This is a genomic window from Rhodopila sp., assembly GCF_035548095.1.
In the GTDB taxonomy this organism is placed as follows: Bacteria; Pseudomonadota; Alphaproteobacteria; order Acetobacterales; family Acetobacteraceae; genus Rhodopila.
In genome coordinates, this window is record NZ_DASZUV010000028.1 from 265162 (window position 1) to 290771 (window position 25610).

24 protein-coding genes are annotated in these 25610 nt (G+C 66.4%); 12 read left to right on the plus strand and 12 right to left on the minus strand.

Annotation, left to right across the window (positions count from 1 at the left end):
* From ilvN to VHC04_RS20545, 5 genes are all read left to right on the plus strand, one after another.
* Nucleotides 1-519 carry an acetolactate synthase small subunit gene (gene ilvN / locus VHC04_RS20525; protein WP_325684598.1) on the plus strand — a complete coding sequence of 173 codons (519 nt, stop codon included), beginning with the start codon at nt 1-3 and terminating at the stop codon, nt 517-519.
* Nucleotides 520-596: 77 nt separating this feature from the next.
* A complete protein-coding gene (locus VHC04_RS20530) occupies nt 597-1826 on the plus strand; it encodes an AAA family ATPase (protein ID WP_325684599.1) in 1230 nt (409 codons plus the stop codon).
* 59 nt (nt 1827-1885) lie between these two features.
* Nucleotides 1886-2506, plus strand: coding sequence for a hypothetical protein (locus VHC04_RS20535; protein WP_325684600.1), 621 nt, complete (start codon nt 1886-1888; stop codon nt 2504-2506).
* A gap of 79 nt (nt 2507-2585) precedes the next feature.
* On the plus strand, nt 2586-3605 hold the full coding sequence (ilvC, locus tag VHC04_RS20540) for a ketol-acid reductoisomerase (RefSeq protein WP_325684601.1): 1020 nt from the start codon (nt 2586-2588) through the stop codon (nt 3603-3605).
* 270 nt (nt 3606-3875) lie between these two features.
* Entirely contained in the window at nt 3876-4859 is a 984-nt protein-coding gene (locus VHC04_RS20545) for a magnesium transporter CorA family protein (protein WP_325684602.1), read from the plus strand.
* A 146-nt stretch (nt 4860-5005) separates the two neighbouring features.
* Here the strand turns inward: VHC04_RS20545 and VHC04_RS20550 are convergent, their stop codons facing one another.
* The 6 genes from VHC04_RS20550 to VHC04_RS20575 are packed head-to-tail and all read right to left on the minus strand — an operon-like array spanning nt 5006 to nt 10912.
* Nucleotides 5006-6181, minus strand: a complete 1176-nt coding sequence (locus VHC04_RS20550) for an ABC transporter substrate-binding protein (protein ID WP_325684603.1) — start codon at nt 6179-6181, stop codon at nt 5006-5008.
* A 42-nt stretch (nt 6182-6223) separates the two neighbouring features.
* Nucleotides 6224-7396: an AMP-binding protein gene (locus VHC04_RS20555; RefSeq protein ID WP_325684604.1), complete on the minus strand. Its 1173-nt coding sequence runs from the start codon at nt 7394-7396 to the stop codon at nt 6224-6226.
* A 12-nt stretch (nt 7397-7408) separates the two neighbouring features.
* Entirely contained in the window at nt 7409-8170 is a 762-nt protein-coding gene (locus tag VHC04_RS20560; RefSeq protein ID WP_413789126.1) for an ABC transporter ATP-binding protein, read from the minus strand.
* 8 nt (nt 8171-8178) lie between these two features.
* Nucleotides 8179-8958, minus strand: coding sequence for an ABC transporter ATP-binding protein (locus tag VHC04_RS20565; RefSeq protein WP_325684606.1), 780 nt, complete (start codon nt 8956-8958; stop codon nt 8179-8181).
* Complete coding sequence (locus VHC04_RS20570) at nt 8955-10031, minus strand: branched-chain amino acid ABC transporter permease (RefSeq protein ID WP_325684607.1); 1077 nt, start codon at nt 10029-10031, stop codon at nt 8955-8957. The genes VHC04_RS20565 and VHC04_RS20570 overlap by 4 nt, the downstream gene beginning before the upstream one ends.
* Nucleotides 10031-10912 carry a branched-chain amino acid ABC transporter permease gene (locus VHC04_RS20575; RefSeq protein WP_325684608.1) on the minus strand — a complete coding sequence of 294 codons (882 nt, stop codon included), beginning with the start codon at nt 10910-10912 and terminating at the stop codon, nt 10031-10033. The genes VHC04_RS20570 and VHC04_RS20575 overlap by 1 nt, the downstream gene beginning before the upstream one ends.
* Before the next feature lie 214 nt (nt 10913-11126).
* Between VHC04_RS20575 and VHC04_RS20580 the strand changes: the two genes are divergently transcribed.
* On the plus strand, nt 11127-12599 hold the full coding sequence (locus VHC04_RS20580) for an MBOAT family O-acyltransferase (RefSeq protein ID WP_325684609.1): 1473 nt from the start codon (nt 11127-11129) through the stop codon (nt 12597-12599).
* A gap of 118 nt (nt 12600-12717) precedes the next feature.
* Nucleotides 12718-13740 carry a hypothetical protein gene (locus VHC04_RS20585; protein ID WP_325684610.1) on the plus strand — a complete coding sequence of 341 codons (1023 nt, stop codon included), beginning with the start codon at nt 12718-12720 and terminating at the stop codon, nt 13738-13740.
* Here the strand turns inward: VHC04_RS20585 and VHC04_RS20590 are convergent.
* Together VHC04_RS20590 and VHC04_RS20595 are read right to left on the minus strand one after the other, a co-directional pair.
* Nucleotides 13625-14482 (minus strand): hypothetical protein, encoded by an 858-nt coding sequence (locus VHC04_RS20590; RefSeq protein WP_325684611.1) that lies wholly within the window; start codon nt 14480-14482, stop codon nt 13625-13627. The two genes, VHC04_RS20585 and VHC04_RS20590, sit on opposite strands and share 116 nt — an antisense overlap.
* A complete protein-coding gene (locus VHC04_RS20595; RefSeq protein WP_325684612.1) occupies nt 14479-15108 on the minus strand; it encodes a hypothetical protein in 630 nt (209 codons plus the stop codon). The genes VHC04_RS20590 and VHC04_RS20595 overlap by 4 nt, the downstream gene beginning before the upstream one ends.
* Before the next feature lie 283 nt (nt 15109-15391).
* On the opposite strand from VHC04_RS20595, the gene htpG reads away from it, so the two are divergent.
* The gene (gene htpG / locus VHC04_RS20600; protein ID WP_325684613.1) at nt 15392-17212 is read left to right on the plus strand and encodes a molecular chaperone HtpG; all 1821 of its coding nucleotides are present in this window, start codon (nt 15392-15394) and stop codon (nt 17210-17212) included.
* Between the two features lie 293 nt (nt 17213-17505).
* Here htpG and VHC04_RS20605 read toward each other — a convergent pair whose 3' ends face one another.
* A complete protein-coding gene (locus tag VHC04_RS20605; RefSeq protein ID WP_325684614.1) occupies nt 17506-18060 on the minus strand; it encodes a phosphonate degradation HD-domain oxygenase in 555 nt (184 codons plus the stop codon).
* A 190-nt stretch (nt 18061-18250) separates the two neighbouring features.
* On the opposite strand from VHC04_RS20605, the gene VHC04_RS20610 reads away from it, so the two are divergent.
* Both VHC04_RS20610 and VHC04_RS20615 read left to right on the plus strand, forming a co-directional pair.
* The gene (locus VHC04_RS20610; RefSeq protein WP_325684615.1) at nt 18251-19639 is read left to right on the plus strand and encodes a leucyl aminopeptidase family protein; all 1389 of its coding nucleotides are present in this window, start codon (nt 18251-18253) and stop codon (nt 19637-19639) included.
* Nucleotides 19640-19790: 151 nt separating this feature from the next.
* A complete protein-coding gene (locus VHC04_RS20615) occupies nt 19791-20165 on the plus strand; it encodes a MarR family transcriptional regulator (RefSeq protein WP_325684616.1) in 375 nt (124 codons plus the stop codon).
* Nucleotides 20166-20446: 281 nt separating this feature from the next.
* On the opposite strand, the gene VHC04_RS20620 is transcribed toward VHC04_RS20615, so the two are convergent.
* Entirely contained in the window at nt 20447-21286 is an 840-nt protein-coding gene (locus tag VHC04_RS20620; RefSeq protein WP_325684617.1) for a carbohydrate ABC transporter permease, read from the minus strand.
* Nucleotides 21283-22206, minus strand: coding sequence for a carbohydrate ABC transporter permease (locus VHC04_RS20625; protein WP_325684618.1), 924 nt, complete (start codon nt 22204-22206; stop codon nt 21283-21285). Before VHC04_RS20625 ends, VHC04_RS20620 begins: the two co-directional genes overlap by 4 nt.
* A 108-nt stretch (nt 22207-22314) precedes the next feature.
* Between VHC04_RS20625 and VHC04_RS20630 the strand changes: the two genes are divergently transcribed.
* The gene (locus VHC04_RS20630) at nt 22315-23502 is read left to right on the plus strand and encodes a M20 family metallopeptidase (protein WP_325684619.1); all 1188 of its coding nucleotides are present in this window, start codon (nt 22315-22317) and stop codon (nt 23500-23502) included.
* A gap of 21 nt (nt 23503-23523) precedes the next feature.
* On the opposite strand, the gene VHC04_RS20635 is transcribed toward VHC04_RS20630, so the two are convergent.
* Nucleotides 23524-23688 (minus strand): hypothetical protein, encoded by a 165-nt coding sequence (locus VHC04_RS20635; RefSeq protein WP_325684620.1) that lies wholly within the window; start codon nt 23686-23688, stop codon nt 23524-23526.
* A gap of 202 nt (nt 23689-23890) precedes the next feature.
* On the opposite strand from VHC04_RS20635, the gene VHC04_RS20640 reads away from it, so the two are divergent.
* Nucleotides 23891-25610 (plus strand): DUF6600 domain-containing protein (locus VHC04_RS20640; RefSeq protein ID WP_325684621.1); only part of this gene is annotated, 1720 nt, incomplete at its 3' end.

Below are 25610 nucleotides of genomic sequence, written 5' to 3' on the forward strand. Positions count from 1 at the left end.
ATGTCCGCCCATTCCGATACGACCCAACGCAGCGCAACGATCTCGGTCCTGGTGGATAACGAGGCGGGCGTACTGGCACGCGTCATCGGCCTGTTCTCGGGCCGCGGCTACAATATCGACAGCCTGACCGTGGCCCCGGTGGATGCCGCCGGCCTGCGCAGCCGCATCAACGTCGTCACATCGGGTACTTCGATGGTGATCGAGCAGATCAAGGCGCAGCTCGACCGGCTGGTGCCGGTGCACCGCATTGCCGACCTGACGATGGATGGCCCGCACGTGGCGCGCGAGCTGGCGCTGGTGAAGGTGATCGGCACCGGGGAGCAGAGGGTGGAGGCGATGCGCATCGCCGACACGTTCCGCGCCCGGGTGGTGGACACGACGCTGGGGAGTTTCGTGTTCGAACTGACCGGGGCGAGCGAGAAGGTCGATGCGTTCATCGAGCTGATGCGCGACCTGGGCCTGGCCGAGGTATCCCGCAGCGGGATTGCGGCGCTGGCGCGGGGCGCGCGGGTGATCTGAGATCATCCGAGATGCGGGCACATCCATTCGGACCCGGCATCGGCCGGGGCCGCCATCGGTGATAGAGAGACGGCACGATGGCACTCATCGAAGGTTTTCGTGTCCGGAATTATCGTTCCTTGCGGGACGTGACGGTTGGCCGCCTGTCCGGCAACGCCGGCGCAGATCTGCTCACGCCGTTGACGGTCGTCATCGGCAAAAACGGCGTCGGCAAAAGCACTCTGTTCGACGCTTTTGGCTTCATGGCCGACTGCCTGACCATTGGTGTCGAAGCCGCTTGCGACAGGGAGCAGCGCGGCGGATTTGAGCGGATACGCTCGATGGGCGTTCAGGACGCCATCCGTTTTGAGGTGTATTATCGGGAAGCGCAAAACCATCGCCCTATCACCTATGAGCTTTCCATCAATCTCGATTCGTCCGGGCGACCTTTTGTCGAATCTGAGGTATTGCTGCAGCGCAGACGGGATCAGCGCTACGGCCGCCCCTTCCCATTTCTACGCCTGAACCGCGGCGTCGGCCAGGCTTGGGCCGGCGAAGACCTCGTTGAGACGGAAGGCGAGGAGTCCAATCTGAAGGTCCCGGTCGCGCTGACCGACATGCGCCAGCTTGGCATCGCGACCCTTGGCACATTGCGCGACCATCCTCGCATCACCCGTTTCCGCGATTTCATGAGAGGCTGGTATCTTTCATATTTCACTCCGGATGCGGCTCGAGGTCTCCCCGTCGCGGGCCCTCAGCGACACCTGAACGTGCATGGCGACAATCTCGGCAATGTCGTTCAATTTATGGAACGCGAACACAAGGATCGATTCAAAGCCATCTTGAAGCGGATCGCTGACCGCATACCCGGTGTCACCAACATTGATACACACGTGACAGAGGATAAGCGCGTCCTGCTGCGCTTCAACGATGCCGGGTTTCGTGACCCGTTTTTCGCCCAGCAGATGTCTGATGGTACGTTGAAGGTTTTTGCTTATCTGCTCCTGCTGGAAGATCCTGACCCTCCGCCTTTTATCTGCATCGAGGAGCCGGAAAACGGATTGTATCATAAGCTGCTGGAGACTCTTGCCCAGGAATTTCGAGCGCACGCGACCGGTCGCAGGAACGCACCGCAGATATTTGTCACGACCCATCAACCCTATTTCGTCGATGCGCTTAGGCCGGAAGAAGTCTGGATCCTTGAAAAGGGAGCGGACGGGTTTTCGACCATCCGCAGGGTCTCGGAGTTGGAAATCGTCAGAAATCTGGTCGCGGAAGGCCTGCCATTGGGCGGCCTCTGGTACAGCGACTATCTCGATTCGCGATAGTTATGCACATAGAAATCCTGACGGAAGACAGCTCTGGCAAAGCCCTTCTGGAATTGCTGGTGCCCAAGCTCATCGGACCATACGGACAGCCACATACTTGGCGGCTGCATGCTTATCGCGGCGTTGGCCGCATCCCTGCCGGCCTTTCCACCGTTTCAAGGGCAGCGCGCCGGATTTTGCTGGACCAGTTGCCCAGGTTGCTGCGCGGCTACGCGAAAACCCCTGGAATTGACGCTGTCATCGTCGTACTTGACAGCGACGATAGACCCTGTGCGGATTTTTTGCTGGAATTGACGTCTCTGGCTGAGAGCGTCAGCCCAGGTCGCATGGTCATGTTTCGTCTGGCTATCGAGGAAATCGAAGCCTGGTACCTCGGTGATCGCTCGGCACTCTTGCAAGCTTACCCCCGCACACGGCTCAAAGTATTAGACGGTTATGCGCAAGACAGCATATGCGGGACTTGGGAATTGCTGGCCGACGCGGTCCATCCAGGCGGACGGCGCGCAATCCACGCAGCCGCATGGCCGCTTCCCGGCCAGGTCAAGCATGAGTGGGCCACTCGGATCGGCCCGCGGATGAATCCGGATGCCAACACATCCGCGAGCTTCGGAAAATTCCGTGATGGCCTCAGGCGCCTGATAACGCCGCCAGATCCCGCTGCGTCAGAAGGCACCCTCTGAAGCGGAGGATGGATCAACATCCACCATTCAGCGATAACCACCCACATCTGAAGTCCCACCAAGGAAAGGAACTCAACCGATGCGCGTCTACTACGATCGCGATGCCGACGTGAACCTGATCAAGGGCAAGAACGTCGCCATCATCGGCTATGGCAGCCAGGGCCATGCCCACGCGCTGAACCTGAAGGACAGCGGCGTGAAGAACCTCGCCATCGGCCTGCGTCCGTCCTCGGCCGGCGTCGCCAAGGCGGAAGCCGCCGGCCTGAAGGTCATGGACCCGGCCGAGTGCGCCAAATGGGCCGATGTGATCATGGTCCTGACCCCCGATGAGGGCCAGGGCGACCTCTACCGGGAGAAGCTGCACGGCAACATGAAGCCGGGCGCCGCGCTGGCCTTCGCGCACGGCCTGAACGTGCATTTCAACCTGCTGGACCCGCGTCCGGACATCGACGTGTTCATGATCGCGCCGAAAGGCCCCGGCCACACCGTACGCAGCGAATACCAGCGCGGCGGCGGCGTGCCCTGCCTGGTCGCGGTGGCGCAGAACCCGTCCGGCAACGCGCTGGAAGTCGCGCTGTCCTACGCCTCGGCGATCGGCGGCGGCCGCGCCGGCATCATCGAGACCACGTTCAAGGAAGAGTGCGAGACCGACCTGTTCGGTGAGCAGGTGGTGCTGTGCGGCGGCCTGGTCGAGCTGATCAAGGGCGGCTACGAGACACTGGTGGAAGCCGGTTACGCGCCCGAAATGGCGTATTTCGAGTGCCTGCACGAAGTGAAGCTGATCGTCGACCTGATCTATGAAGGCGGCATCGCCAACATGAACTACTCGATCAGCAACACCGCCGAGTACGGCGAATACGTCACCGGCCCGCGCATCATCACCGATGCAACGAAGGCGGAGATGAAGCGTGTCCTGGCCGACATCCAGAGCGGCCGTTTCGCCCGCGACTGGATGCTGGAGAACAAGGTGAACCAGTCCAGCTTCAAGGCCACCCGCCGCCGCCTGGCGGAGCATCCGATCGAGCAGGTGGGTGAGAAGCTGCGCGCCATGATGCCGTGGATCAGCAAGAACGCGCTGGTCGACAAGGCGAAGAACTGATCAGCCGCAATCAGCCGGGGCCACGGGCCAGAGGCGGGATCCGGGCTCGCGCAGCCCCGGAACAGGATGGGCCCGGAACAGGATGGGCCCGGAACAGGATGGGATCAACCTGCTCTCATTCCAGTCCGGCCTCTCTCCACACTGATACACACCCCCAACGTTTCTGCCGAGCGTTGGGGGTGTTTTTGTCTACCCGCAAATGTGAGGCTCCCTCATCCGCGATTCCACTATGCTGGGTGCCGTCGAATCGTGGAACGGAGTGAGCTTCCCATGCTGCAAGCCTTCACCTGCGCCGATGGCAAGGTGCGACGCATCATCGAGCCGCACGGACAGGACGATCTGCGCAACGCCGTCTGGATCGACCTGCAGGAGCCCACTCCCGCCGAGAGCGAGCATGTCCGGCGGATCACCGGCCTGCACGTGCCGACCGAGCGGGAAGTCGACGAGATCGAAATGTCCAGCCGGCTGGCGGTACGAAACAATGCGATCTACCTCAGTATTCCCGTGATCGCCCGGCGCGATGAGATGACCACCGGCGTCGCCGCCGGATTCGTCTTGTCCCCGGAACGGCTACTCACCGTGCGGTTCGCGCCGAACTTCGTGTTCGACCATTATGCCAGCACACTCACGCAGGAGGGCGTACCACACGAATCGGCGCCGCACCTGCTGATCGGATTGCTGGAGGCGTATGTCGACAGGAAAGCCGACCTGTTGGAGCAGATTCGGCACGATTTCGAGCGCATCTCTCACACCATCTTCGCGCCAGGGACGATGCGCGGCACCGGGCGCAAGACCGAAGATGCTCTCCTGCGCCAGACACTGGGTGAGCTGGGTCGCATCGGCGATATGAACTCCCATATCCGTGAAACCCTGGTCGCGATTTCCCGCGTGCCGCCCTTCCTGCAGAGCACGGCGGCGGACTGGCTGCCAAAGGATCTGGAACCCAGGCTGGCCACGCTGCGGCAGGACGTCACGTCGATCAGCGATTTCGGCACCCATCTCACCGACAAGCAGCAATTCCTGCTGGATGCGACATTGGGCTTCATCAACATCGCGCAGAATGACGTGATGAAGGTGATGGCGATCGCCTCGGTGGTCGGGATTCCGCCGGTCCTGGTCGTCGGCGTCTATGGCATGAACTTCAAGTTCATGCCGGAGCTGGAATGGGCCTGGGGCTACGCCTATGCCTGGGCCGTGATCATCCTCAGCACGCTGATCCCGATGGCGATGTTCCGCTGGCGGAAATGGATCTGAGGCCGCGTGGTCCGAAGCCGGCCTGCCAGACAGCATCCATGCCGGCTTGTTTCAGCCTCCCAAGCCCCGTTCCATGAACGGCGCCGGAAGCCCTCGTACAAGAATGGCCGGCGCGAGGCCGGCCATTCCATCCGGTGCGCCCGGAATCAGTATCCCATCGGCGTCGGCTCTGCCGTGGTCCACTTGCCGTCCTTGATCACGCACAGGAACGATTCGTTCGATCCCTGGTGCTTGGTCTTGCTGAAGCTGATGGTCGGCGAGCCGAAGATGTCGTGGTAATCCTTAATCGCTTCCATACCGGCCACGAAACTGTCCGGCGTCAGGTCCTTGCCGGCGTTCTTCAGGGCCTGCACCGTCACCTGCGCACCGGTATAGCCGATCTGGGCCGCGAAGTTCGGCGTCTTCCCATAGAGCTTCTCATATTTCGCGACGAAGGCCTTCACCTTCGGATCGGTGGACGACTCGGTCACGAACAGCATCGGCGCCATGGAATAGAAGCCCTCGGTGACACCGCCTGGCACGTTGGCGATGGCGTCGTCGTAGCTGGCCGCCTGGCCCAGCAGGTCGACGTTCCAGCCGGTCTTGCGGATGGCCGAGATGATCTGGACGGTGTCGCGCACGATGCCGCCGATGACCACGAGGTCGCAGTTCGCATCACGCAGCCGGGCGACAGAGGCGCTGAAATCGGTGTCGGTCGGCTTATGCAGCGTCTCCGCCGCCTCTGTCATATTCTCGGCCTTCAGCTCATCATGCACGCCATCACCGACGTCGCGGCCGAAATCGGTGTCCTGCCGGGCAACGCAGATTCTCTTCTTGCCGCGCTTCTCGACGAAATACTTCACGCCGGCTCGGATCTGGTCGTAGTACGAGGAGCCGAGGCCGAACTTCAGATGGTGCAGCGGCTCATACATCGAGCGGGCGGAGGTCAGTGGGAAGACGTTCGCAACGCCCTTGGCCAACTGGTCCGGCATCACCGCGTTGTTCATCGGGGTGCCGCCGTTCGCCACCATGATGAAGACGCCGTCATGGTTGATCAGCTTGTTGGCCGCCTGCACGGAGCGGGGGACCTGGTACTGGTTGTCCTCCACGATATACTTGATCTTGCGGCCGTTGATCCCGCCTTCGGCATTCACCTCATCGAACACCATTCGCCAGGCGTTCGAATTGTTCACGCCCCACATGGCGGTCACGCCAGACAGGTCGGTGTAGGTGCCGATGATGATCTCCTTATCGGAGACGCCACGCGTTTCGGCCTGGGCGAGGCCGGCTGTCAGGGCGATGGCCGACGACAGCAGAGCTGCTGCCAGGCGGGGTAGACGCATTCAATTCCTCCGTGGGTTTCTGGACGTTTCCGTTTCCGTGTGTCAGGCGGGAGCCCGTTGCATCACCGGGTCGTATTGCCGTTCCGGCTGTTCGCCGGGCGGGGGGATGTCGTCGATGCGTTCGATCTGGATGCCCAGGCTGCGCGCCCAATCCAGGGCCACTGGATTGACCGGCGCGCCGCCGACATAGGCCAGCCGGAGCCGGCTCAACCCGGATTCCCGCCGGATCGAGCGAAGCACGAGCAGGTCGGCAAGGCGGCTGGCGGAACCGTTGAACCGGCCGGCCTTGATCGCCCAGTTGTACATCAGCCGGTGCACGGCGGTGGCGCCGGCGGCGGAGCGCATCGCCCGAGCGTGCAGATGCGCCCAGGCCTCGGCGTCGGCGCCCAGCACAGTGGGGCGCAGCTCCTGCAGGTTCTCGACCGCGGTGTCGGCACTTTCAAGGTAGTTGGAGATGCAACCGCGATCCAGCGCGGCATACAGCCCCCAGATGCGTTCCGTCGGATCCGCCATGCTCAGCACCGCCAGCCGCTCGTCCTTCGCCGACATCGCCAGACGATCACGCGCCTGACCGAGGATGCGGAGAACGTCCCGATGCGTCAGGACCTGGCCGCTGGACGTCGGATCGTCCGCGGGGAACAGGATCACCGCCGGGTTGTCCGTCCGCACCGTCCGCGCCGCGGCGGTCCAGTCGAAGGTGCGGTCGCCACGGTCCGCGAAGTCGGCCAGGCTGACGCATTGCGGATCCTGAAACTCGCGCAGCCCCTTCATATCGAAGATGACGATATGCGACAGCGCCGGACATCCATCGCGGATGGTCAGCAGCTTGTCGAGCTGTTCCTCGCCTTCGACGAAGATGAGGCGGCAGCCGGTGGCACGCAGGATATGCGCGATCTGATCCGCCTCGGCGCCTGCCTCGATCGCCACGCTGACGCCGCCGCATGCCTGCGCCGCCAGGTCGCAATAGACCGTCTCCGGCCGTGTCTCGGCGATGATCGCCACGGCGTCCCCGGGTTCGATATCCAGCCGGTACAGGCCGGCAGCGATGCGTCCCACCTGCTCGGCCAGCTGCATCCAGGTGACCGCGTGCCAGATGCCGCGAGCCTTGCGGCGCAGGATGACCTTCGACGGCGCGGCCGCGGCGCGGTGCGCGACCAGGGCCGGCAGGCTGGCGGTGTCTTCCATCGTGCCCTCGATGTCAGTGGACTGGCTCATGCTCCCCCCGGGTCAGTTCCACAACCGTTTCTTTCTCCACCGCCGCGCGCCGCGCGCCCCGGCTTCTTTCTGGCCGAGGTAGAATTCGCGGATATCTTCCCGCGCCATCAGCGTCTTGCAGTGATCGGCGAGGACCACCCGGCCGACTTCCAGGACATAGCCATAATCGGCGGTGCGCAGCGCGATATGGGCGTTCTGCTCCACCAGCAGGATGGCAACGTTCTGCTCCTGGTTGATGCGGCGGATGATGCCGAAGATCTGCTGCACCAGCAGCGGCGACAGCCCCAACGACGGCTCATCCAGCAGCAGCAGCTTCGGCCGTCCCATCAGCGCGCGGCTGATCGCCATCATCTGCTGCTCACCGCCTGACAGCAGGCCGGCGCGCTGGTGCTGGCGTTCCCGCAGGCGCGGGAAATAGCCGAAGCACAACTCCAGGTCGCTGGCGACGCCGGCGGTGTCGCGGCGCGTATAGGCGCCCATCATCAGGTTTTCCCGCACGGTCAGGAACGGGAAGGTCTCCCGGCCTTCGGGGACGTGGCATATGCCAAGCTGCATCACCTTGTCGGGCGCCATGCGGGCGATGTCACGGCCCTGAAACACCACGCGGCCCCGCTCCGGGTCCAGGACGCCCGAGATGGTGCGCAGCACGGTGGTCTTGCCGGCGCCATTGGCACCCAGCACGGTCACGATCTGGCCGGGCGCGACGTCCAGGGAGACGCCGCGGATAGCCTGGATCGGTCCATAGAACGTTTCGATGGAATCGACGCGCAACAGTGGCTCTGTCATGCCGCGTCCTCCAGGTCTTCGCTGCCCAGATAGGCCTTGATCACCTCGGGGTGGGACTGCACCTCGGCCGGCGAGCCGGTGGCGATCACCTTGCCATAGTTCAGCGCCATCACGCGATCGGACACCTGGTTCACCAGCGACATGTCATGCTCGACCATGATGACGGTGGTTCCCAGGTCTTTCTTGATGTCTTCGATCCAAAAGCCCATGCCTTCGGTTTCCTCGACATTGAGGCCGGATGACGGTTCGTCCAGCAGCAGCAGCTTGGGTTCGGTGCAGAGTGCGCGGCCCAGCTCGACCACTTTGCGCACGCCGTAGGGCAGGTTGGCGATCAGCGAATCGCGGTAGCGCTGCAGGCCGAGGAAGGCGATCACGTCCTCGGCCTTTTCCCGGTGGCGCAGCTCCTCCCGCCGGACCGAGGGCAGGAAGGCCATCTGCGACAGCATGCCGACCTTGGCGTGGCAGTGCCGGCCGATCAGCAGGTTCTGCAGCAGCGTGGCATTCGGGAACAGCTCGATGTTCTGGAAGGTGCGGGCGATCCCCATGCCGGCGATGCGGTTGGGTGGCGTATGCGTGAACTCCTTCCCCTCGAACATCAGCCGGCCGGACGTCGTGCTGTAGATCCGGCTGATCAGGTTGAAGATCGTCGTCTTGCCGGCCCCGTTGGGGCCGATGATGCAGAAGACCTCGCCGTGATGGACGTCGAAGCTGACCGAATCGACGGCGCGGATGCCGCCGAACCGTACCGAGATGTCCTCGGCCTGGAACAGGATCATTTCAGTCGCTCCGACTTCGCATAGGATTTCTGCCGGCGATGGCTCACCTGACGCTTGAACGGGTATTCCTGGAACCAGCCCTTGAACTTCAGCCACATGCCGTTCAGCCCGCCCGGCTGGAACAGGATCACCAGCACCAGGACCAGGCCGAACAGCGATGGCTCCAGGCCGGGCAGCCGGCCGATGCCGAACGGCAGGTCGTCGCGGACCATGGCGATGGCCTGTGGCAGCAGGCGGACGAAGGCCGAACCCAGAATGGCGCCGCGCAGCGACCCCAGGCCGCCGACGAACACGATGGTGATGAACTGCACCGATAGCAGGACGTCGAACGAATCCGGCGCCAGGAAGCGGACGTAATGGGCGAACAGGGCGCCGGCCAGGCCGGTCATGGTGGCGCTGATGGCGAAGGCCAGCGTCTTGTACCACGCGAGGTTGATGCCCATGCTCTGGGCGGACACCTCGGAATCGCGGATGGCGACCAGGGCGCGGCCGATCGGCGCGCGCAACAGGTTGGCGGACACCCACAGCACGAACAGCAGCACCACGAACGAGGTGTAATAGATGCCGTTGGTGGTATCGAGCGGGATGCCGAAGAGATACGGCGTCGGCACCGCGAAGCCGTCGAACCCGCCGGTGACCGATTCCCATTTCTGGAACACGGTGCCGATGATGCTGCCGAAGGCCAGGGTGGCGATGGCCAGGTACAGCCCGCTCATGCGCAGGGTGGGCCGGCCGATGATGGCGCCGCACAGACCGGTGAACAGGCCAGCGACCGGCAGGGTGACGACGAAGGGCACCCCCTGCTTCAGCAGCACCGCGTTGACATAGGCGCCGATGCCCAGGAACGCCGCATGGCCCAGGTTGATCAGGCCGGTATAGCCGACCAGCAGCATCAACCCGATCCCGGCGATGGCGAAGATGAACAGGCCGCCCAGTTCGCCGACATAGAACTCACCCAACACCTGCGGCGCGATCAGCAGCAGGATGAGCAGCAGGCCATACCAGAACCGGTCCCGGTTGGACTGGAACAGGGACATGTCCTGCTCGTAGTCGCTGCGGAAGAAATGACGCATCAGACCCGCTTCCCCATCCGTTCCGCGAACAGGCCCTGCGGCCGCACCAGCAGCATCGCCAGCAGCACGATGTTCGCCGTCACTTCCTGGAACCCGGCGGGCAGCTTGTAGCCAGCGAACTGCTCGACGATGCCGACCAGCACGCCGCCGATGACGCTGCCGGGGATGGAGCCGAAACCGCCAATGACGGCGGCGGCGAAGGCCTTGATGCCCAGGCTGCCCATGTTCACGTCGATCATCGACACCGGCGACAGCAGAATCCCGGCCAGGCAGGCGACGCCGGCGCTGATCGCCCAGATCAGCGAGAAAATCCTGCGGACCGGGATGCCCATGTAATAGGCCGCGAGCTGGTTCTGCGAGGCGGCCTGCATGGCAATGCCGATCCGGGTCTTGCCGAAGAACAGGAACAGCACGATGCAGAGCAGTACCGTGCCGACGATGATCGACAGGTTGTCGGCCCCAAGCACCAGGCCGCCGATATTCAGCGTCCGGTTGGTGAACGGCGTGTTGAAGCCGACCGAATCATAGCCCCAGGTGATGCCGGCGACGGCTCGGAAGATGAACCCCAGGCCCAGGGTCAGCATCACGACCGCGAATTGTGGTTGGCCGACGACGCGTCGCAAGACGATGGCGTCGAGCAGGTAGCCGAAGATACCTGTAATGACGACTGCCAATAATCCGCCCAGCCAGTAGTTCATGCCGAACTTGGTGATCAGGCTGAACGCGATGAAGCCGCCCAGCATCATGATGTCGCCCTGGGCGAAATTCACCATTTCGGTGGCTTTGTAGATCAGCACGAAGCCAAGGGCTATGAGCCCGTAGATACAACCGGCGGCTGCACCATTGACGACAAGCTGCAAGATTCGCGCAGCATCTTCCACGAACGGTCCTCCTCTCCGGACCGCTTGGGGTCCTCGCTTTTCTGATTGGCGCGGACCTTATTTACGGCAAGTCGTGGCGTCAATCCTGCTATGCGTGAAGTGCGGGATTAGGGACCGCCTGTTTCCATAGTTGCGACGGTTCGCCCTCGCACCAACCAGCCGCCGCATTAACCATTCCTTAGCGGTTACCCGCCTACGGTGGCACCGCCACGCCATGCTGTTTCATTCGACCGCCTTCATACTGGGCTTCCTGCCGGTCTGCCTGGCCGGCTCCTTCGCGCTGGGCCATTGGATCGGCGAGCGGACGGCGCTGGCCTGGCTGGTCCTGTGCAGCCTGGTCTTCTACGGCTGGTGGAACCCGGCCCACCTGCCGCTGCTGTGCGGGTCGGTGCTGGTCAACTTCGCCCTCGCCTGGCGGATTCGCCGCGCGCGGCGGCCTCGGCCATGGCTGGTGGCGGGCGTCACCCTCAACCTGGGCCTGCTGGGCTGGTTCAAATACGCCGATTTCTTCCTGCATGCCGTCGCGCCCGGGGCCCCCGCGCTGCATGTCGCCCTGCCGCTGGCGATCAGCTTCTTCACCTTTCAGCAGATCATGTTCCTGGCGGATACGCACGCGGCGGCGGCGGGCCACCAGGATCCGGAGCATCCGGGCGCGGGGCGGCTGCTGCCCTACGGCGCCTTCGTCACCTTTTTCCCGCATCTGATCGCCGGCCCCATCGTGCGGCCGGGGGAAATCATTCCGCAATTCACCGCGGCCGGCTTCGCCCGGCCCAATCGGGACAACCTGACGGAAGGGCTGACCATCTTCCTGCTCGGCCTGGGCAAGAAGCTGGTCCTGGCGGACATGTTCGGCGCCTTCGCCGATATCGGGTTCGGCGCCGCGTCGCGCGGCGTGCCGGTCAGCCTTTTCGAGGCCTGGTACGCCACGCTGGCCTATGCCCTGCAGATCTATTTCGACTTCTCCGGCTATTCCGACATGGCCATCGGCCTGGCGCGGATGCTGAACATCCGCTTTCCGCTGAATTTCGACAGCCCCTACCAGGCCACCGACATCGCCGCGTTCTGGCGGCGCTGGCATATCACCCTGGGCGCCTTCCTGCGCGACTACCTGTACATCCCGCTGGGCGGCAGCCGGCGCGGCGCGGCACGGCGCGGCGGCAACCTGATGGGCACGATGCTGCTGGCCGGCCTGTGGCACGGCGCGTCGTGGAATTTCGTGCTGTGGGGCGGGCTGCACGGTGCCTTTCTGGTGATCCACGCGCAGTACCGGCGGGTGGGTCCGAGGCTGCCGGCCACGCTGGCGCGGGCCTTGACCCTGCTGGCCGTGGTGGTGGCCTGGGTGCCGTTCCGAGCGGGCGGGTTCGCCGACACGATGGTGATGCTGCGCGGCATGGCGGGACTGAACGGCATCGACCTGCCGCGCATGATCGTGTCCGTCTACCCGGCGCTCGGGGCGGTGGCACGGCCGGTCGCGGTGCTGCCGTCGTTGGGCGACGCCAGGACGCTCAGCTTCCCCGAGGTGACCGTCTGCCTGCTGCTGGGCTGGACCATCGTCCTGGCGTTGCCGCATGTGCATGCCATGACGCGGCGTACCCGGCCGTTCGCCCTGGCCTCGGGCTTCGCGCTGACCGCGCAGGCCCTGTTCTTCGCGCCGCACGTGGCGCCGTTTCTCTACTTCCAGTTCTGATGCGCCCGGCCGTTCTGATGCGCCCGGCTCCGCCGCGCCCACTGCCGATGCGGCCGTTGCCGATACGCCTTCCGATACACCGGATCCAGCCGCGCCTTGTTCCGGGGCGCCCGGTCTGATGCGGCGGGTCCTGATCGCCTGCGCCGCCTCCCTTCTGGTCTATGCCGCCGCCTTCGCCTGCCTGCTGGACCGGCCGCTGACCCTCGGTGCCCTGCGCGCCCGGATCGACGCGAACCTGGCCGCCGGCGCGGCGATCGACGGGCCGAAGCTGGTGATCCTGGCCGGCTCCAACGGCCCTTACTCGCATCGCTGCGCGGTGATCGGCCCGTCGGTCGGCCGCCCCTGCATCAATGCCGGCGTCGCGGTCGGCGTCGGGCTGGACTACCTGTTCCTGCGCTGGGAACCGCTGCTGCACCCGGGCGACATGGTCTACCTGCCGCTGGAGGAAGCCCAGTACGCCCGCGGCAAGGCCACGGCGGCGCTGGGACCGGATGCCGCCATCATGCTGCGCCATGACCGCGCCAGCCTGTGGCGGATGCCGGCGGACCGGCAGCTGGCGGCGCTGTTTTCCGGCGACCTGCGCGCCGCGATCATGAGCCTGCTGGAAACGGCGCTGGTCGCCACCGGCTTTCAGGACCCGCGCGCGCAGGCCCTGGGCTCGACCAACCGGTGGGGCGACCATGTCGGCCATACGCTGCTGCTGGCGGCCGGCAATCGCCAGGCCCTGGCGGCGGAACAGCCGTTCCATCCGACCGCGGAACAGATCGCCGCCGGCTACGGGACCGAGGAGGTGCGGCGCTTCCTGCGCTGGGCCGAGGCGCACGGGGTCCTGGCGATCGGCGGGCTGCCGACCGGGTTCGCCGACTCGCCGATCAGCGAGGCCGCGATCGCATCGATCCGGCGGGTCTACGACGCCGAGGGCGCGCCGTTCGTCATGCTGGCCAACCGCAGCCGCTATCCGCGCAGCGCCTTCTTCGACACGCCGGACCATCTGAACGAGCCGGCGCAGATTGCCCATTCCCGGGCTATTGCCCGGATCTTGCGGCTCCAGGTGGCGCAGGCACAGGCCGCGCGGCCGATGGCGCCGGCGGTGCATCTGGCGACGGCGCTAGCTGATCCGTCACCGCCAGGATCGCGCTAGCCGTGCAGGGGCGCTGCTGCTTGTCCTGGCACCGGGCCCGCGCGCGGCTCAGCGCCTCCGCCGGCGTGGCACCGCAGCCCACGTTGCAGATCGGCGTGACGCCCTTCATCCAGCAGGAGGCCGCGATCTCGGAGGCGGTGTCCGAGGTGCAGCGGGAGGCATCGACATCGGTGTTGGTGATCTCGGGCCGGGCGGAGAACGCCCGCCCCATATCCGTGTAGACGCAGGTCCGCGCGTCCGCGGCGCGGATGGTGCAGGCATCCCGCGCGAAACCGGCCAGGCGGGGCAGGATGTCCGGCGAGCAGGGCATGCGGTGGTCGACCGCCTGGTCCGTTTCGGCCGGCGGCACGCGGATGCGCTGGGCGAACAGATCGCCGTTGGCCGTATCGGTGACCATGAAGGTCACCGTGCAGGTGATCGGCGCCTGGGTATCCCGGATGACCGGCGGCGCCTCCACCAGGGACTCGTCCGCCACCGGCCCGGCCCAGGCGCGACCAGGCACTGCCATGCCGGACACCGCCACGCCGGACACCGCCATGCCCGATACGACCGCGATCGGCACGCCCAGGACCAGCACCCGGGGGACCAGCACCCAGGGAACCAGCACCCAGGGGACCAGCACCCGGGGAACCAGCACCCACCGGGCCAGCGCCAGCGGGACCGGCGCGATCAGGGTCGCCAGCCATCGAACCGTCAGCCGCCCGGCGAGGGACGCATGACGGCGGAGAGGGGTGAGGGTCATGTGCCGCTCATGCGCCAGCGGATGGGGATCAGCGAGGTCTCGGTCGGATCGGTGATGTCCACCACCTCGGCCGGGGTGGAGCGGTAGCGGACGCTCAGAACAAGGTCGGTGCTGAGCCCCACGTACCGCGCGAACAGGCCGGCCGCGGCATCGCTGACCGACGGACAGGCGGCATCCGGGATCAGCCGGAACGAGATCCGGAACAGGTGCCGCCGCACGAACAGGAACGCGGCATAGCTCTCGGTGCCGGTGCAGCCCTGCAGGTCGTTGTACCAGGCGGGCAGGTCCTTCAGCGGCAGCCAGAAATAGCGCACGTCGGCAGCATATTCGCGGGCGGTACGCAGGTTGTTCCAGTCCAGGTCGGACGGCAGGCCAGGCAGCGCCGCCGCCACCTGGCTGGCCGACATGCCGAAGGTCAGGTTGCCGTTGGCGCGCGCCAGGTCATAGGGCGTCTGCACCAGCGCCGGGTTGGTGACGAAGGTGCGCCGGTTCCATTCCAGCGGCGGCGGCACGAAAACCCGCAGGCTCTGCTCCGCCGGCTTCGGCTGTGCGACGGCGGTGCGCGCCGGCGGGGTGGCCAGAAGGATGAGGCCCAGGATGGCGGGGATCGAAGCGGGAATGCGCATGGCGGGACCGGCGTTGCGCCGAGCCTATAGCATGTCCGTGGAGGGCGTCGCGGGGAAAACCGCGCGGGACCATGACTCTGGGGAAAACCGCGCGGGATCATGACTCCGGGGAAAACCGCGCGAGAGGACCGGGTTTGGGAAACCGCGTCCGGAACACGCGCCGGAAAGCGCTTTCGTCCGATGGATTCGCAGATCGGATGCGCCAGCGCATTGAACCGGCCGGCGTCAGACCGCATATGGCGCGGCATCCGTGGTACCACCGGAACGTCCCCTGGAGTGATGGATGAGCGAAGCTGTATTGGAAAAACATGAATTTGGCGCCGAAGTCGGCCGCCTGCTGGATCTGGTCGTCCACTCGCTATACTCGGAGCGGGAGATTTTCCTGCGCGAGCTGGTCGCCAACGCCGCCGACGCGGTCGATCGCCGGCGCTTCGAATCGCTGACCGATGCCGCGCTGGCGCCGCCGGCCGAGGCGACGATCCGCGTCATTCCCGACAAGGACGCGAAGACGCTGGTCATCTCCGACGACGGCATCGGCATGTCGCGGCAGGAGCTGATCGACAATCTGGGCACCATCGCCCGGTCCGGCACCCGCGCCTTCACCCAGAACCTGGCGGACGCGAAGCCCGAGGACCGGCCGAACCTGATCGGCCAGTTCGGCGTCGGCTTCTACTCGGCCTTCATGGTCGCGGACCGGGTGGAGGTGACGTCGCGCAAGGCCGGCACCGACCACGCGTTCACCTGGGCCTCGGACGGCACCGGCCAGTTCACCCTGGCGCCGGCGACGCGCGAGCAGCCGGGCACCGACATCGTCCTGTACATCAAGGACGACGCCGCCGAATACCTGGACCCGACGCGGCTGGAGACGGTGATCCGCAAATGGGCGGACCACATCACCCTGCCGATCACCGTCACGCGCGACGGCAAGGATGAGAAGGCCAACGAGGGCACCGCGCTGTGGCGCAAGCCGAAATCCGAGGTGACGGAGCAGGCCTACAAGGAGTTCTACCGCCATCTGGGCCATTTCTTCGACGACCCCTGGGCCACGCTGCACTGGCGGGCCGAGGGCACGCTGGAATATTTCTGCCTGCTGTTCATCCCCGGCATGAAGCCGTTCGACGCGGTGGACAACGATCGCGACGCGCATGTCCGCCTGCATGTCCGGCGCATGTTCATCACCGACAAGGCCGAGCTGCTGCCGGCCTGGCTGCGCTTCGTCAGCGGCGTGGTGGACACCGAGGACCTGCCGCTGAACGTGTCGCGGGAAATGCTGCAGAGCACGCCGGTGCTGGCACGCATCCGCAAGGCGATGATCCACCGCGTGCTGGGCGAATTGAAGACCCGCGCGGCCGACGCCGCCGACTATGCAAAGTTCTGGGAGAATTTCGGCCCGATCCTGAAGGAAGGCATCTGGGAGGATGCGGAGCACCGGGCGGAGATCGCGCCGCTGCTGCGCTTCCGCTCCTCGACGCAGGAGGGCTGGGTGTCGCTGCCCGACTATGTCTCGCGCATGCGGGACGGCCAGGACACGATCTATTACCTGACCGGCGACGATGCCGACGCGTTGAAGAGCTCGCCTCAACTGGAGGGGTTCAAGGCCAAGGGCATCGAAGTGCTGCTGATGCCGGATTCGATCGACAATTTCTGGCCGGAACGGCTGGACAGCTTCGAGGAGAAGAAGCTGCGCAGTGTGACGCAGGCGGCCGAGGAGCTGGGCAAGGGCGAGGACCAGCCTGACATCTCGCCGCTGCTGGCCGCCATGAAGGAGGCGCTGGGCGACCGCGTCTCCGACGTCCGCGCCACCGCCAGGCTGACCGACAGCGCGGTCGTGCTGGCGTCCCAGGGCTTCGGGCCGGACCTGCAGATGCAGCGCCTGCTGCGCCGCGCCGGGCGGGCCACGATGCCGCTGAAGCCGGTGCTGGAGGTGAACCCGAGACACAGGCTGATCGAGACGCTGGTGGCGAAGCAGGAAGACAAGGCCCTGATCGCCGAGGCCGCGACCACGCTGCTGGACCTCGCGCAGGTGCAGGAAGGTGATCTGCCCCCCGATCCCGGCGCCTTCGCGCGCCGGGTGACCGACCTGCTGACTGGCAAGCTGGCGTAACATCCGTCGCCATGGCGGGCGCGGCAGCCCGCCAGCCACGGCTTTCCGGCGAAAATCCCGCTCCACGCCCGTGCCTCTCCGGCACGGGCGTGGCTGGCAGGCCCTCCCCGGCCGGCGGCGTGACGCGTCCTCGCTCGGCTTGACCGCGTTTCCCCTTATCCCCGCCTGGTTATCCCCGCCTGGTTATTCCCGCCTGGCGCGCCGATCCGGCATGGGGTGCTGCGGCGGCCAGAAAACGCAGGCCGGGAAACGCGCAGGCCAGGAACCGCAGGCCAGGATCGCGCGGCCGCGGCTCAGGCGGATTGCAGCGACGCGCGCACATACGGCAGGAAATGCGCCACCGGCGGCGTCACCAGCCCCTTGACCTTGGCGGCCTCATCGAAACGGCGGAGCCGGACGGCGTCCATCGCGCCGGGCCGGGCGGCGAAGTCAGCCGCCTCGGCCCGCGTCATCGGGCCGCCCTGCAGGACCAGGCTGCGCACGCTGTCATCGGATAGCCGAGCGAAATAATCGGGCTGTGCGGCGCACAGATAGCGCTTGGCCGCGACGTGCAACCGGACCGGTTCCGTTACATCCTGCCCGAAATATTGTTTCAGGAATGATTCGCCGCGTTCTTCATGCCGATCGTCTATACCGACGGCGGCCGGGTCCTCGCCCAGGTCGTGCACCATATGACCGACGTCATGCAGCAACGCCGCCGTGATCAGGGCGGCGCTGCATCGTGCCTGCTCCGCCAGCCAGGCGGCCTGCAGCGCGTGGGCGCGCTGATTCACCAGTGCCAGGCCGTAGTTTCGCTCGCCCTTGCCAGGCAGCAGGCTGGCGATCAACGCCACCGGATCGGATGTCATGCTTTCCGCCTGTCCTGTTTGTAACGTAAACCCATCTAGTTTGTACGGCGCCGCTGGGCAAAAGTCGGTTGCGTGACGGCAGGCGGATTCGGATCGCGCCCGGCTTCGGGATTAGCCTTGGCTCCGGTCGCGGGACCGGGCTCCGGTCCAGGCGCGACCGGTGGCGTTCCTGTACGGGGGTTGAGTGGCGATGCTGGAGCAGACGCTCGATTGTTTTGTTGTCTTGGAGGTGGAGAGCAAGCCCGTTCATCCGGTGCGGCCGGATGGCCTGGACGCCTGGCTGGCCACGCTGCCGGCCGATCAGGCCGGCTTCGTGCGCGGCAGCCAGTTCGAGGCCAAACCGGGCGAGCTGCGCCTGCTGCCGGGCGATGGCGGCGTGGCCGGCGCGGTGCTGGGGCTGGGCACGGATACCTCGCCGTTCGTGTTCGGCGGCCTGCCGCTGCAATTGCCATCGGAGCCGGCGTGGCGGCTGGAACCGGGCGACTATGACCTCGATACCGCCCTTCTCGGCTATGCGCTCGGCACATACCGCTACGGGCGGTTTCGCGAAGCGCGGCCCTTGCCGCGGCTGCGCTGCCCGGCGGGACACGAAGCGAGCCTGGCGCAGGCATCCGCCGTCAACATGGCGCGGGACCTGATCAACACGCCGGCCAACCTGCTGGGACCGGTGGAGCTGGCGGATTTTACCGTGTCGCTTGCGAAACGCTATGGCGCGGCGGCGGCGGTCGTGGCCGACGATGCCTTGCGCCAGGCCTATCCGACGGTCGCGGCGGTCGGCGCCGGCTCGTCGCGTCCCCCGCGAGTCGTAACGTTCCGCTGGCAGGGCAAATCCGCGCATGCCGCATCGCCGCTCGTCTCGTTGTGCGGCAAGGGTGTCTGTTTCGATACTGGCGGTTACGATCTGAAACCGTCTTCCGCGATGCTGAGGATGAAGAAAGATATGGGCGGCGCGGCCAGCGTGCTGGGACTGGCGCGGATGATCATGGATGCCGACCTGCCGGTGCGACTCGTCGTGCGGCTGGGATGTGTCGAGAACAGCGTGTCCGGCCACGCCATGCGGCCGTCGGACGTGATCGTGACGCGGTCGGGCCTGAGCGTGGAGGTTGGCAACACCGACGCCGAGGGCCGGCTGGTGCTGTGCGACCTGCTGGATGAGGCGTCGAAGGAGCAGCCGGCGATCCTGATCGATTGCGCAACTCTGACCGGCGCCGCGCGCGTGGCACTGGGGCCGGACCTGCCGGCGCTGTTCTGCAACGACGACGCCTGGGCCGCCCTCGCCCTGCGTTGCGGCAACACGGTGCACGATCCCATGTGGCGCCTGCCGCTTTGGGCCGGATACGATGACTGGCTGAAAAGTCCTGTTGCGGATTTGAACAATGTCGCATCGAAGCCGATGGCGGGCGCCGTCGTCGCGGGGTTGTATCTGCAACGATTCGTGAAACCTCAGGTTCCGTGGATTCATATCGATTTGTATGCTTGGAATGACGCGGCCCGGCCGGGACGCCCGGAGGGCGGGGAGGCGATGACGATCAGGGCGCTGTTCGCGGCCTTGAACGAGCGTTTCGCTGTCCCATCTTAATTGTCAGACAGATGGGCGCACACGCGTCCGTGATCGAATCCAACAAATCGTTAATCGTAATAAGGTTGACGTCGTTTCGGTGTTCGTTCATAGGCCGCAAGGGCTTTTATGGTCGAATCCGGTCCTGAGAACATTACGAAAGGTTTAGAACGTGGCAGCTCCTCCCAACCCCGCTTCGGATGCCCAGGTTGCACTTCTGCGTGACACCGTCGTCGCGCTGGTCCGCCGCGATGGCGCCGATCTCTCGGCGCGGCAACTGGGTGTGTTCCTCACCTGCTACCTGAATGAAGGCGGCCACACGGTGCGCGGCCTGGCGGCCGAGCTGAATGTCTCCAAGCCGGCGATCACGCGCGCGCTGGACCGGCTGGGTGAACTCGATCTCGCCCGCCGCAAGGTCGATCCGATGGATCGCCGCAGCGTGCTGGTGCAGCGCACCGCCAAGGGGTCGGCCTTCCTGCGCGACCTGCGGTCGATCATGATGGAAGCCTCGGGCGGCGGAAAGAAGTCGAAGAAGGCAGCCGCCTGACCGAGTGACCCGACCCGGCGGTCACGTCCGTCGCCGGGAGCCCCGAGGTTGAAAGACAGCGATGAACTGGCAGCTCGGCCCCCCGCCGGCTGCCAGTTTCGTTTTGTGGACATACGGGGCGCGTCCGGTCGGCGCGGCCTGACGCGGATGAGGCGACATGCGCCGATGAAGCCACGTGCCCGATGAAGCCACGTGATTGTGATCGGCTCTGTGCATGCGTGTATGCAATCGTCCATATCCGCGCGACGCGCCATCCGGCGGACCATGCCGCGAATCGCGTGTCACCCGCCCTTGACACCGCCCGCGGTCAGGCCGGCCACGATCTCCTTCTGCATCACCAGCGTCAGCAGCAGCACCGGCGCGGTGACCACCAGCGCCGCGGCGGCCAGCGGACCCCAGCTGATCTGCTCGAAGGTCAGGACATTGTACACCGCGACCGGCAGGGTGCGCGTGGACCGGCCGGCCAGCACCACGCCGAAAATGAAGTTATTCCAGCTGAAAATAAACGACAGGATCATGCCGACCATGATGCCGGGCCGGGCCAGCGGCATCGCGACATAGCGGAACGCCTGCCAGATCGTCGCGCCGTCGACCAGCGCGGCTTCCTCCAGCTCCGCCGGCAGGCCCTCGAAATAGCCGATCATGATCCAGACGACGATCGGCACCGTGATCACCAGATGGGTGATCACCAGCGGCGTCAGCGTGCCGACCAGGCCCAGCCACTGGAACAGCAGGAACAGCGGGATCAGGTAGGACAGGCCGGGCGTCACGCGGGCGACCAGGATCAGCAGCGCGGCGCGCGTGGCCTTCGCCTTGGCGATGCCATAGCCGGCCGGCACGCCCAGCAGCAGCGCCAGTCCGGTGGCGCTGAACGATACGATGACCGAGTTGATCGTATAGGTCAGGAAGTCGTTCTTGGCGAACACGTCGACGAAGTTGGCCAGGGTCGGCGGGTTGGGGATGAACACCGGCGGATAGGCGGTGTTGTCGGCCTCGTTCTTGAAGGCGAGCGACAGCATCCACAGGAAGAACAGGATCGCCGGCGACACCAGCACGATCACCGAGAAATACAGGCCGATCCGGCCCAGCAGCCTGCGCAGCCGCGCCCGCGTGCGGGTCATGTCACGATCCCCTTCTGCCGGTAGCCCAGCATCAGCAGCGTGATGACCAGGATGATGACGAAGAACACGACCACCATGGCGGAGCCGTAGCCCAGGTCGTAATAGGCGAAGGCGGTCTGGTACAGCAGGATGTTCAGCGTCTCGCTGGCGGTGCCGGGACCGCCCAGGGTGATCACGTAGATGGTGTCGAACGTCTTCAGCGCGTCGATCATGCGGATCGCCGCCGCCACCACGACGAACGGCCAGGCCAGCGGCAAGGTGATATGCCAGAAGCGCTGCCACGGCGTCGCCCCGTCCAGCACCGCCGCCTCATACGGGTCCTGCGGCAGGCTGGCGATACCGCCCAGCACGATCAGCATCACCAGCGGCGTCCACTGCCAGGTCTCCACCATCACCAGCGTCGGGATCACCGTGGTGGTGTCATAGACCCAGCCGAAGGGCGGCAGGCCGACCAGGCTCAGCAGGTAATTGAGCACGCCCAGCTGGGGGTGGAACATCATGGTCCAGACCAGCGAGATGGCGACCGGCGTTGCCATCATCGGCAGGACGAACACGGTGCGGGCGATGCCGCGGCCCAGGAAGTTGCCGGCGAAGGTCACCGCCGCCCACACACCCAGGATCACCGGCGCGATCACCGCGCCGGCGGTGAAGATCAGGGTGCGGATGATCGCCCACAGGAAACGGTCGTCGGACAGCATCTTGGCGTAGTTCGCCAGGCCGACGAAGGGGGTGGCGCCGCTGACCTTCCAGTCGTGCACCGACATGTAGAGGGTGAACAGCCACGGGAAGACCATCACCGCGGCGACCACCACGGCCGCCGGGGCCGCGAACAGCCAATAGGAGCGGGCGTAGTTGCGCCGGCCCGAGGGCGGCGGTCCACCGGCCGGGGGCCCGGCGGCGTGGGTCGCGGACACTGACATGATATCGATACCGAACGGTCGTTGTGACGGGGACCGGTTGTGCCGGCCGAATGTCGTTTCATAGACTCTCCCGCGATCACGGCAAACCGGCCCTGACAAGGAGCTTTCATGTCCGAACAGCAGATCTCCGCCTGGCTCGCCACCCAGCAGGACGCCATGGTGGCGATGCTGCGGAGCCTGGTCGACATCGACAGCGGCAGCTACAACAAGCCCGGCATCGACGCGGTCGGCGCGGTGATCCGCGCCTTCCTGGAGCAGCAGGGGATCACGGTGGAGACCGTGCCGCGGAGCCGCCATGGCGACTGCCTGCGGGCCCTGGTGCCGGCCGGCGGAGCCTCCGCAGCCGCCGGGTCCGGCACCAATGCCGGCCGCAACATCGTCCTGATGGGCCATCGCGACACCGTGTTCCCGGACGGCGAGGCGGCGCGGCGGCCCTTCACCATCCGGGATGGAATCGCCTATGGGCCCGGCGTCGCCGACATGAAGGCCGGGCTGGTGATGAACTGCTTCATCCTGGCCGCCTTCCACAAGTTCGGCGGCGCGCCGGCCCCGCTGGTCGGCCTGTTCACCGGCGACGAGGAGATCGGCTCGCCCGAGGGACGCGCGGTGATCGAGGCCGAGGCACGGCGGGCCCGCGTGGTATTCAACAGCGAGCCGGGCCGGGTATCCGGCAACGTCGTCACCGGCCGCAAGGGCGGCGTCTTCATGGCCTTCCGCATCATCGGCAAGGCCGCCCATTCCGGCGGCAACTTCACCGCCGGGATCAGCGCGATCGAGGAGCTCGCGCGCAAGGTGCAGGCCATCCACGCGCTGACCGACCTGGACCGCGGCATCACGCTGAATGTCGGGCTGGTCAGCGGCGGACAAAGCGTCAACACGGTCGCTCCCTGGGCCGAGGGACAGATCGACCTCCGCTATGTCGACCCCGCCGACAAGGACGACCTGCTCGCTCGGATCAACGCCATCATCGCGCAGAGCTTCGTGCCCGGCACCCGCGCGGAGCTGACGATCCGGGGCGAATTCCTGCCGCTGACCCAGTCGCCCGCCGCGAAGGCGCTGTTCGAGCTCTATGTCGATTCCGCCGCTGCCACCGGGTTCAAGACCGCGGGCGAGTTCACCGGCGGCTGCGCCGATTCGGGGTTCACCGCGGCGGTGGGCGCGCCGACGCTATGCGCCGTCGGGCCGGTGGGCGGGCAGGCCCACAGCCCCGAGGAGTTCCTGCATGTCGACAGCCTGGTGCCGCGAGCCCAGGCCTGCGCCAGGGCGATCATCGGCCTGGAGCGCGCCGGTCTCTGAGGCTCGCTGATCGGGCGGCGGTTAATAGCCGCGGTGCCAGCCGCCGCCACCGCCGCCATACCAGTAGCCGTAATGCGGGCCCGGCGGATAGGCCGGATAGACGACGCATCCGCCCAGCGCCAGGGGAAGCAGCACGGCAGCGGCCAGGGCGGCGGCACGCAGCAGCGGGCGTGAACATGTGATCATGACAACCGGGTCCTCCCGTTCATGCGTTCAAGCTCGCAGGGTATTTGGGGCGGATTCGCGGCGGCGCCGCGGCAAGCCCGCGTCGGCTGGTAACAGCATGGCGACCGCGGCAACGCGTGCCTCTTCCCGGGCATAACCATGACGTGATTTTGCCAAGGTCAAAGACCACGCCATGCAGGACGGCAGCAATTGGAGGTTGACGATGAACAACTCCCGGTTTTTCCGCCTGACGGCGTCGGTCGCGACGCTGGCCCTGCTGGCCAATGCCGTGGCGCCGGTCTCGGCGGTGGCGCAGGGCGCACCGCCACCCGCCGCGCCGGCGCAGCCGCCGCAGACGCAGGGCGACCCGCCGGCGCGGGTGGGGCGCATTTCCGCGGCGACCGGCACGGTCTCCTTCCGCACGGCGGACGACACGCAATGGTCCCCGGCCAGCGTCAACTACCCGGTCAGCACCGGCAATGCGTTCTGGGCCGACACCAACAGCACGGCGCGGTTGGAGATCGGCAGCAGCCACGTCGTGCTGGCGCCGCTGACCGAGTTGGATGTCAATCTGCTGGACTTCAGCGGGTTGCAGGCGACCGTGCCGCAAGGCGAGACCTATGTTCACCTGATCAGCCTGGCACCGAATGAGACATGGACCGTCGAGACGCCGCGCGGCACGGTTCGGCTGACACAGGCCGGGCGCTACGGCATCCAGATCGGCTCCACCGAGGCGCCGACGCTGGTGACGGTGCTGGACGGGTCGGCGCAGATCGAGGCGCCAAACGTCTCGCTGACCGTCGGGGCGAACGAGACGGCGACGATCGAGGGCACCGACACGTTCAACGGCCGGGTCGGTCCGGCGGTGCGCGATCCGTTCCTGACCCAGCAACTGGCGGCGGAGCAGCCACCGCCGCCGCCCGCCTCGGTGCCGTCCGGCATCGTGACCCAGGTGGCGCAGATGCCGGGTGGCACCGATCTGTACACGACCGGGAGCTGGGCGCAGACGCCCTCATATGGGCAGGTGTGGTATCCGCCGGTGCAGCAGGGCTGGGTCCCCTACCGGGAGGGCCACTGGGCCTATGTGGCGCCGTGGGGCTGGACCTGGGTCGACAATGCGCCGTGGGGCTTCGCACCGTTCCATTACGGGCGCTGGGTGGAAATCAACAATCGCTGGGCCTGGACGCCGGGCGTGGTGCCGGTGACCGGCCCGGCGGTCTACACGCCGGTCTATGCGCCGGCGCTGGTGACCTTCCTGGGTGCGGCGGCTGGCGTCGCGGCCGGAGCGGCGGTGGGGGCCGCGCTGGCAGGCGGCTCGATCGGCTGGATTCCGCTGGGACCGCGGGAGCCGTTCCACCCCTGGTACCCGGCGTCGCGCGGATATTTCCAGCGGATCAACGTGTCTCACGTGACGAATATCAACAACATTCGCAACACCACGATCAACAACGTCACGATCAACACCTTCACCAACCGCGGGGCGGCAACGATGGTGCCGGCCAGCGTCATGACGGGCTCGCGGCCGGTCCAGGCGGCCTTCCATCCGGTGCCGCAGCAGCAACTGGCCCGACTGCACCCGATCGTCGGCCAGTCGCCGCTGCGGCCGGTGGCGACGACATCCGGGGTGACCCCGGCGGTGGCGCGGCGCCTGGCTCTGCGGCCGGCGGCGCCTGGCAGCGTACGGCAGGTGCCGGGCCCGGCGGTGCAGCCGCATGGCTTCGCCGTGGGGCCCAACGCGCATCCGCAACGCCCACCCGTGCCGGCCGCGTCCGGGGCCCGGCCGGTGCCGGCGGCGGCCGGCGCCGCGGCGGTCCCGCACCCGCCGGGGCAGGCGCCCGGCCAACAGGAGCCTGGCCAACAGGGGCCTGGCCGCCAGGGGCCTGGCCAAGAAGGGTCTGCCAGGCGGCCTGGAGAGACCAACCCGCGGACCGGGCCGGAGCAGC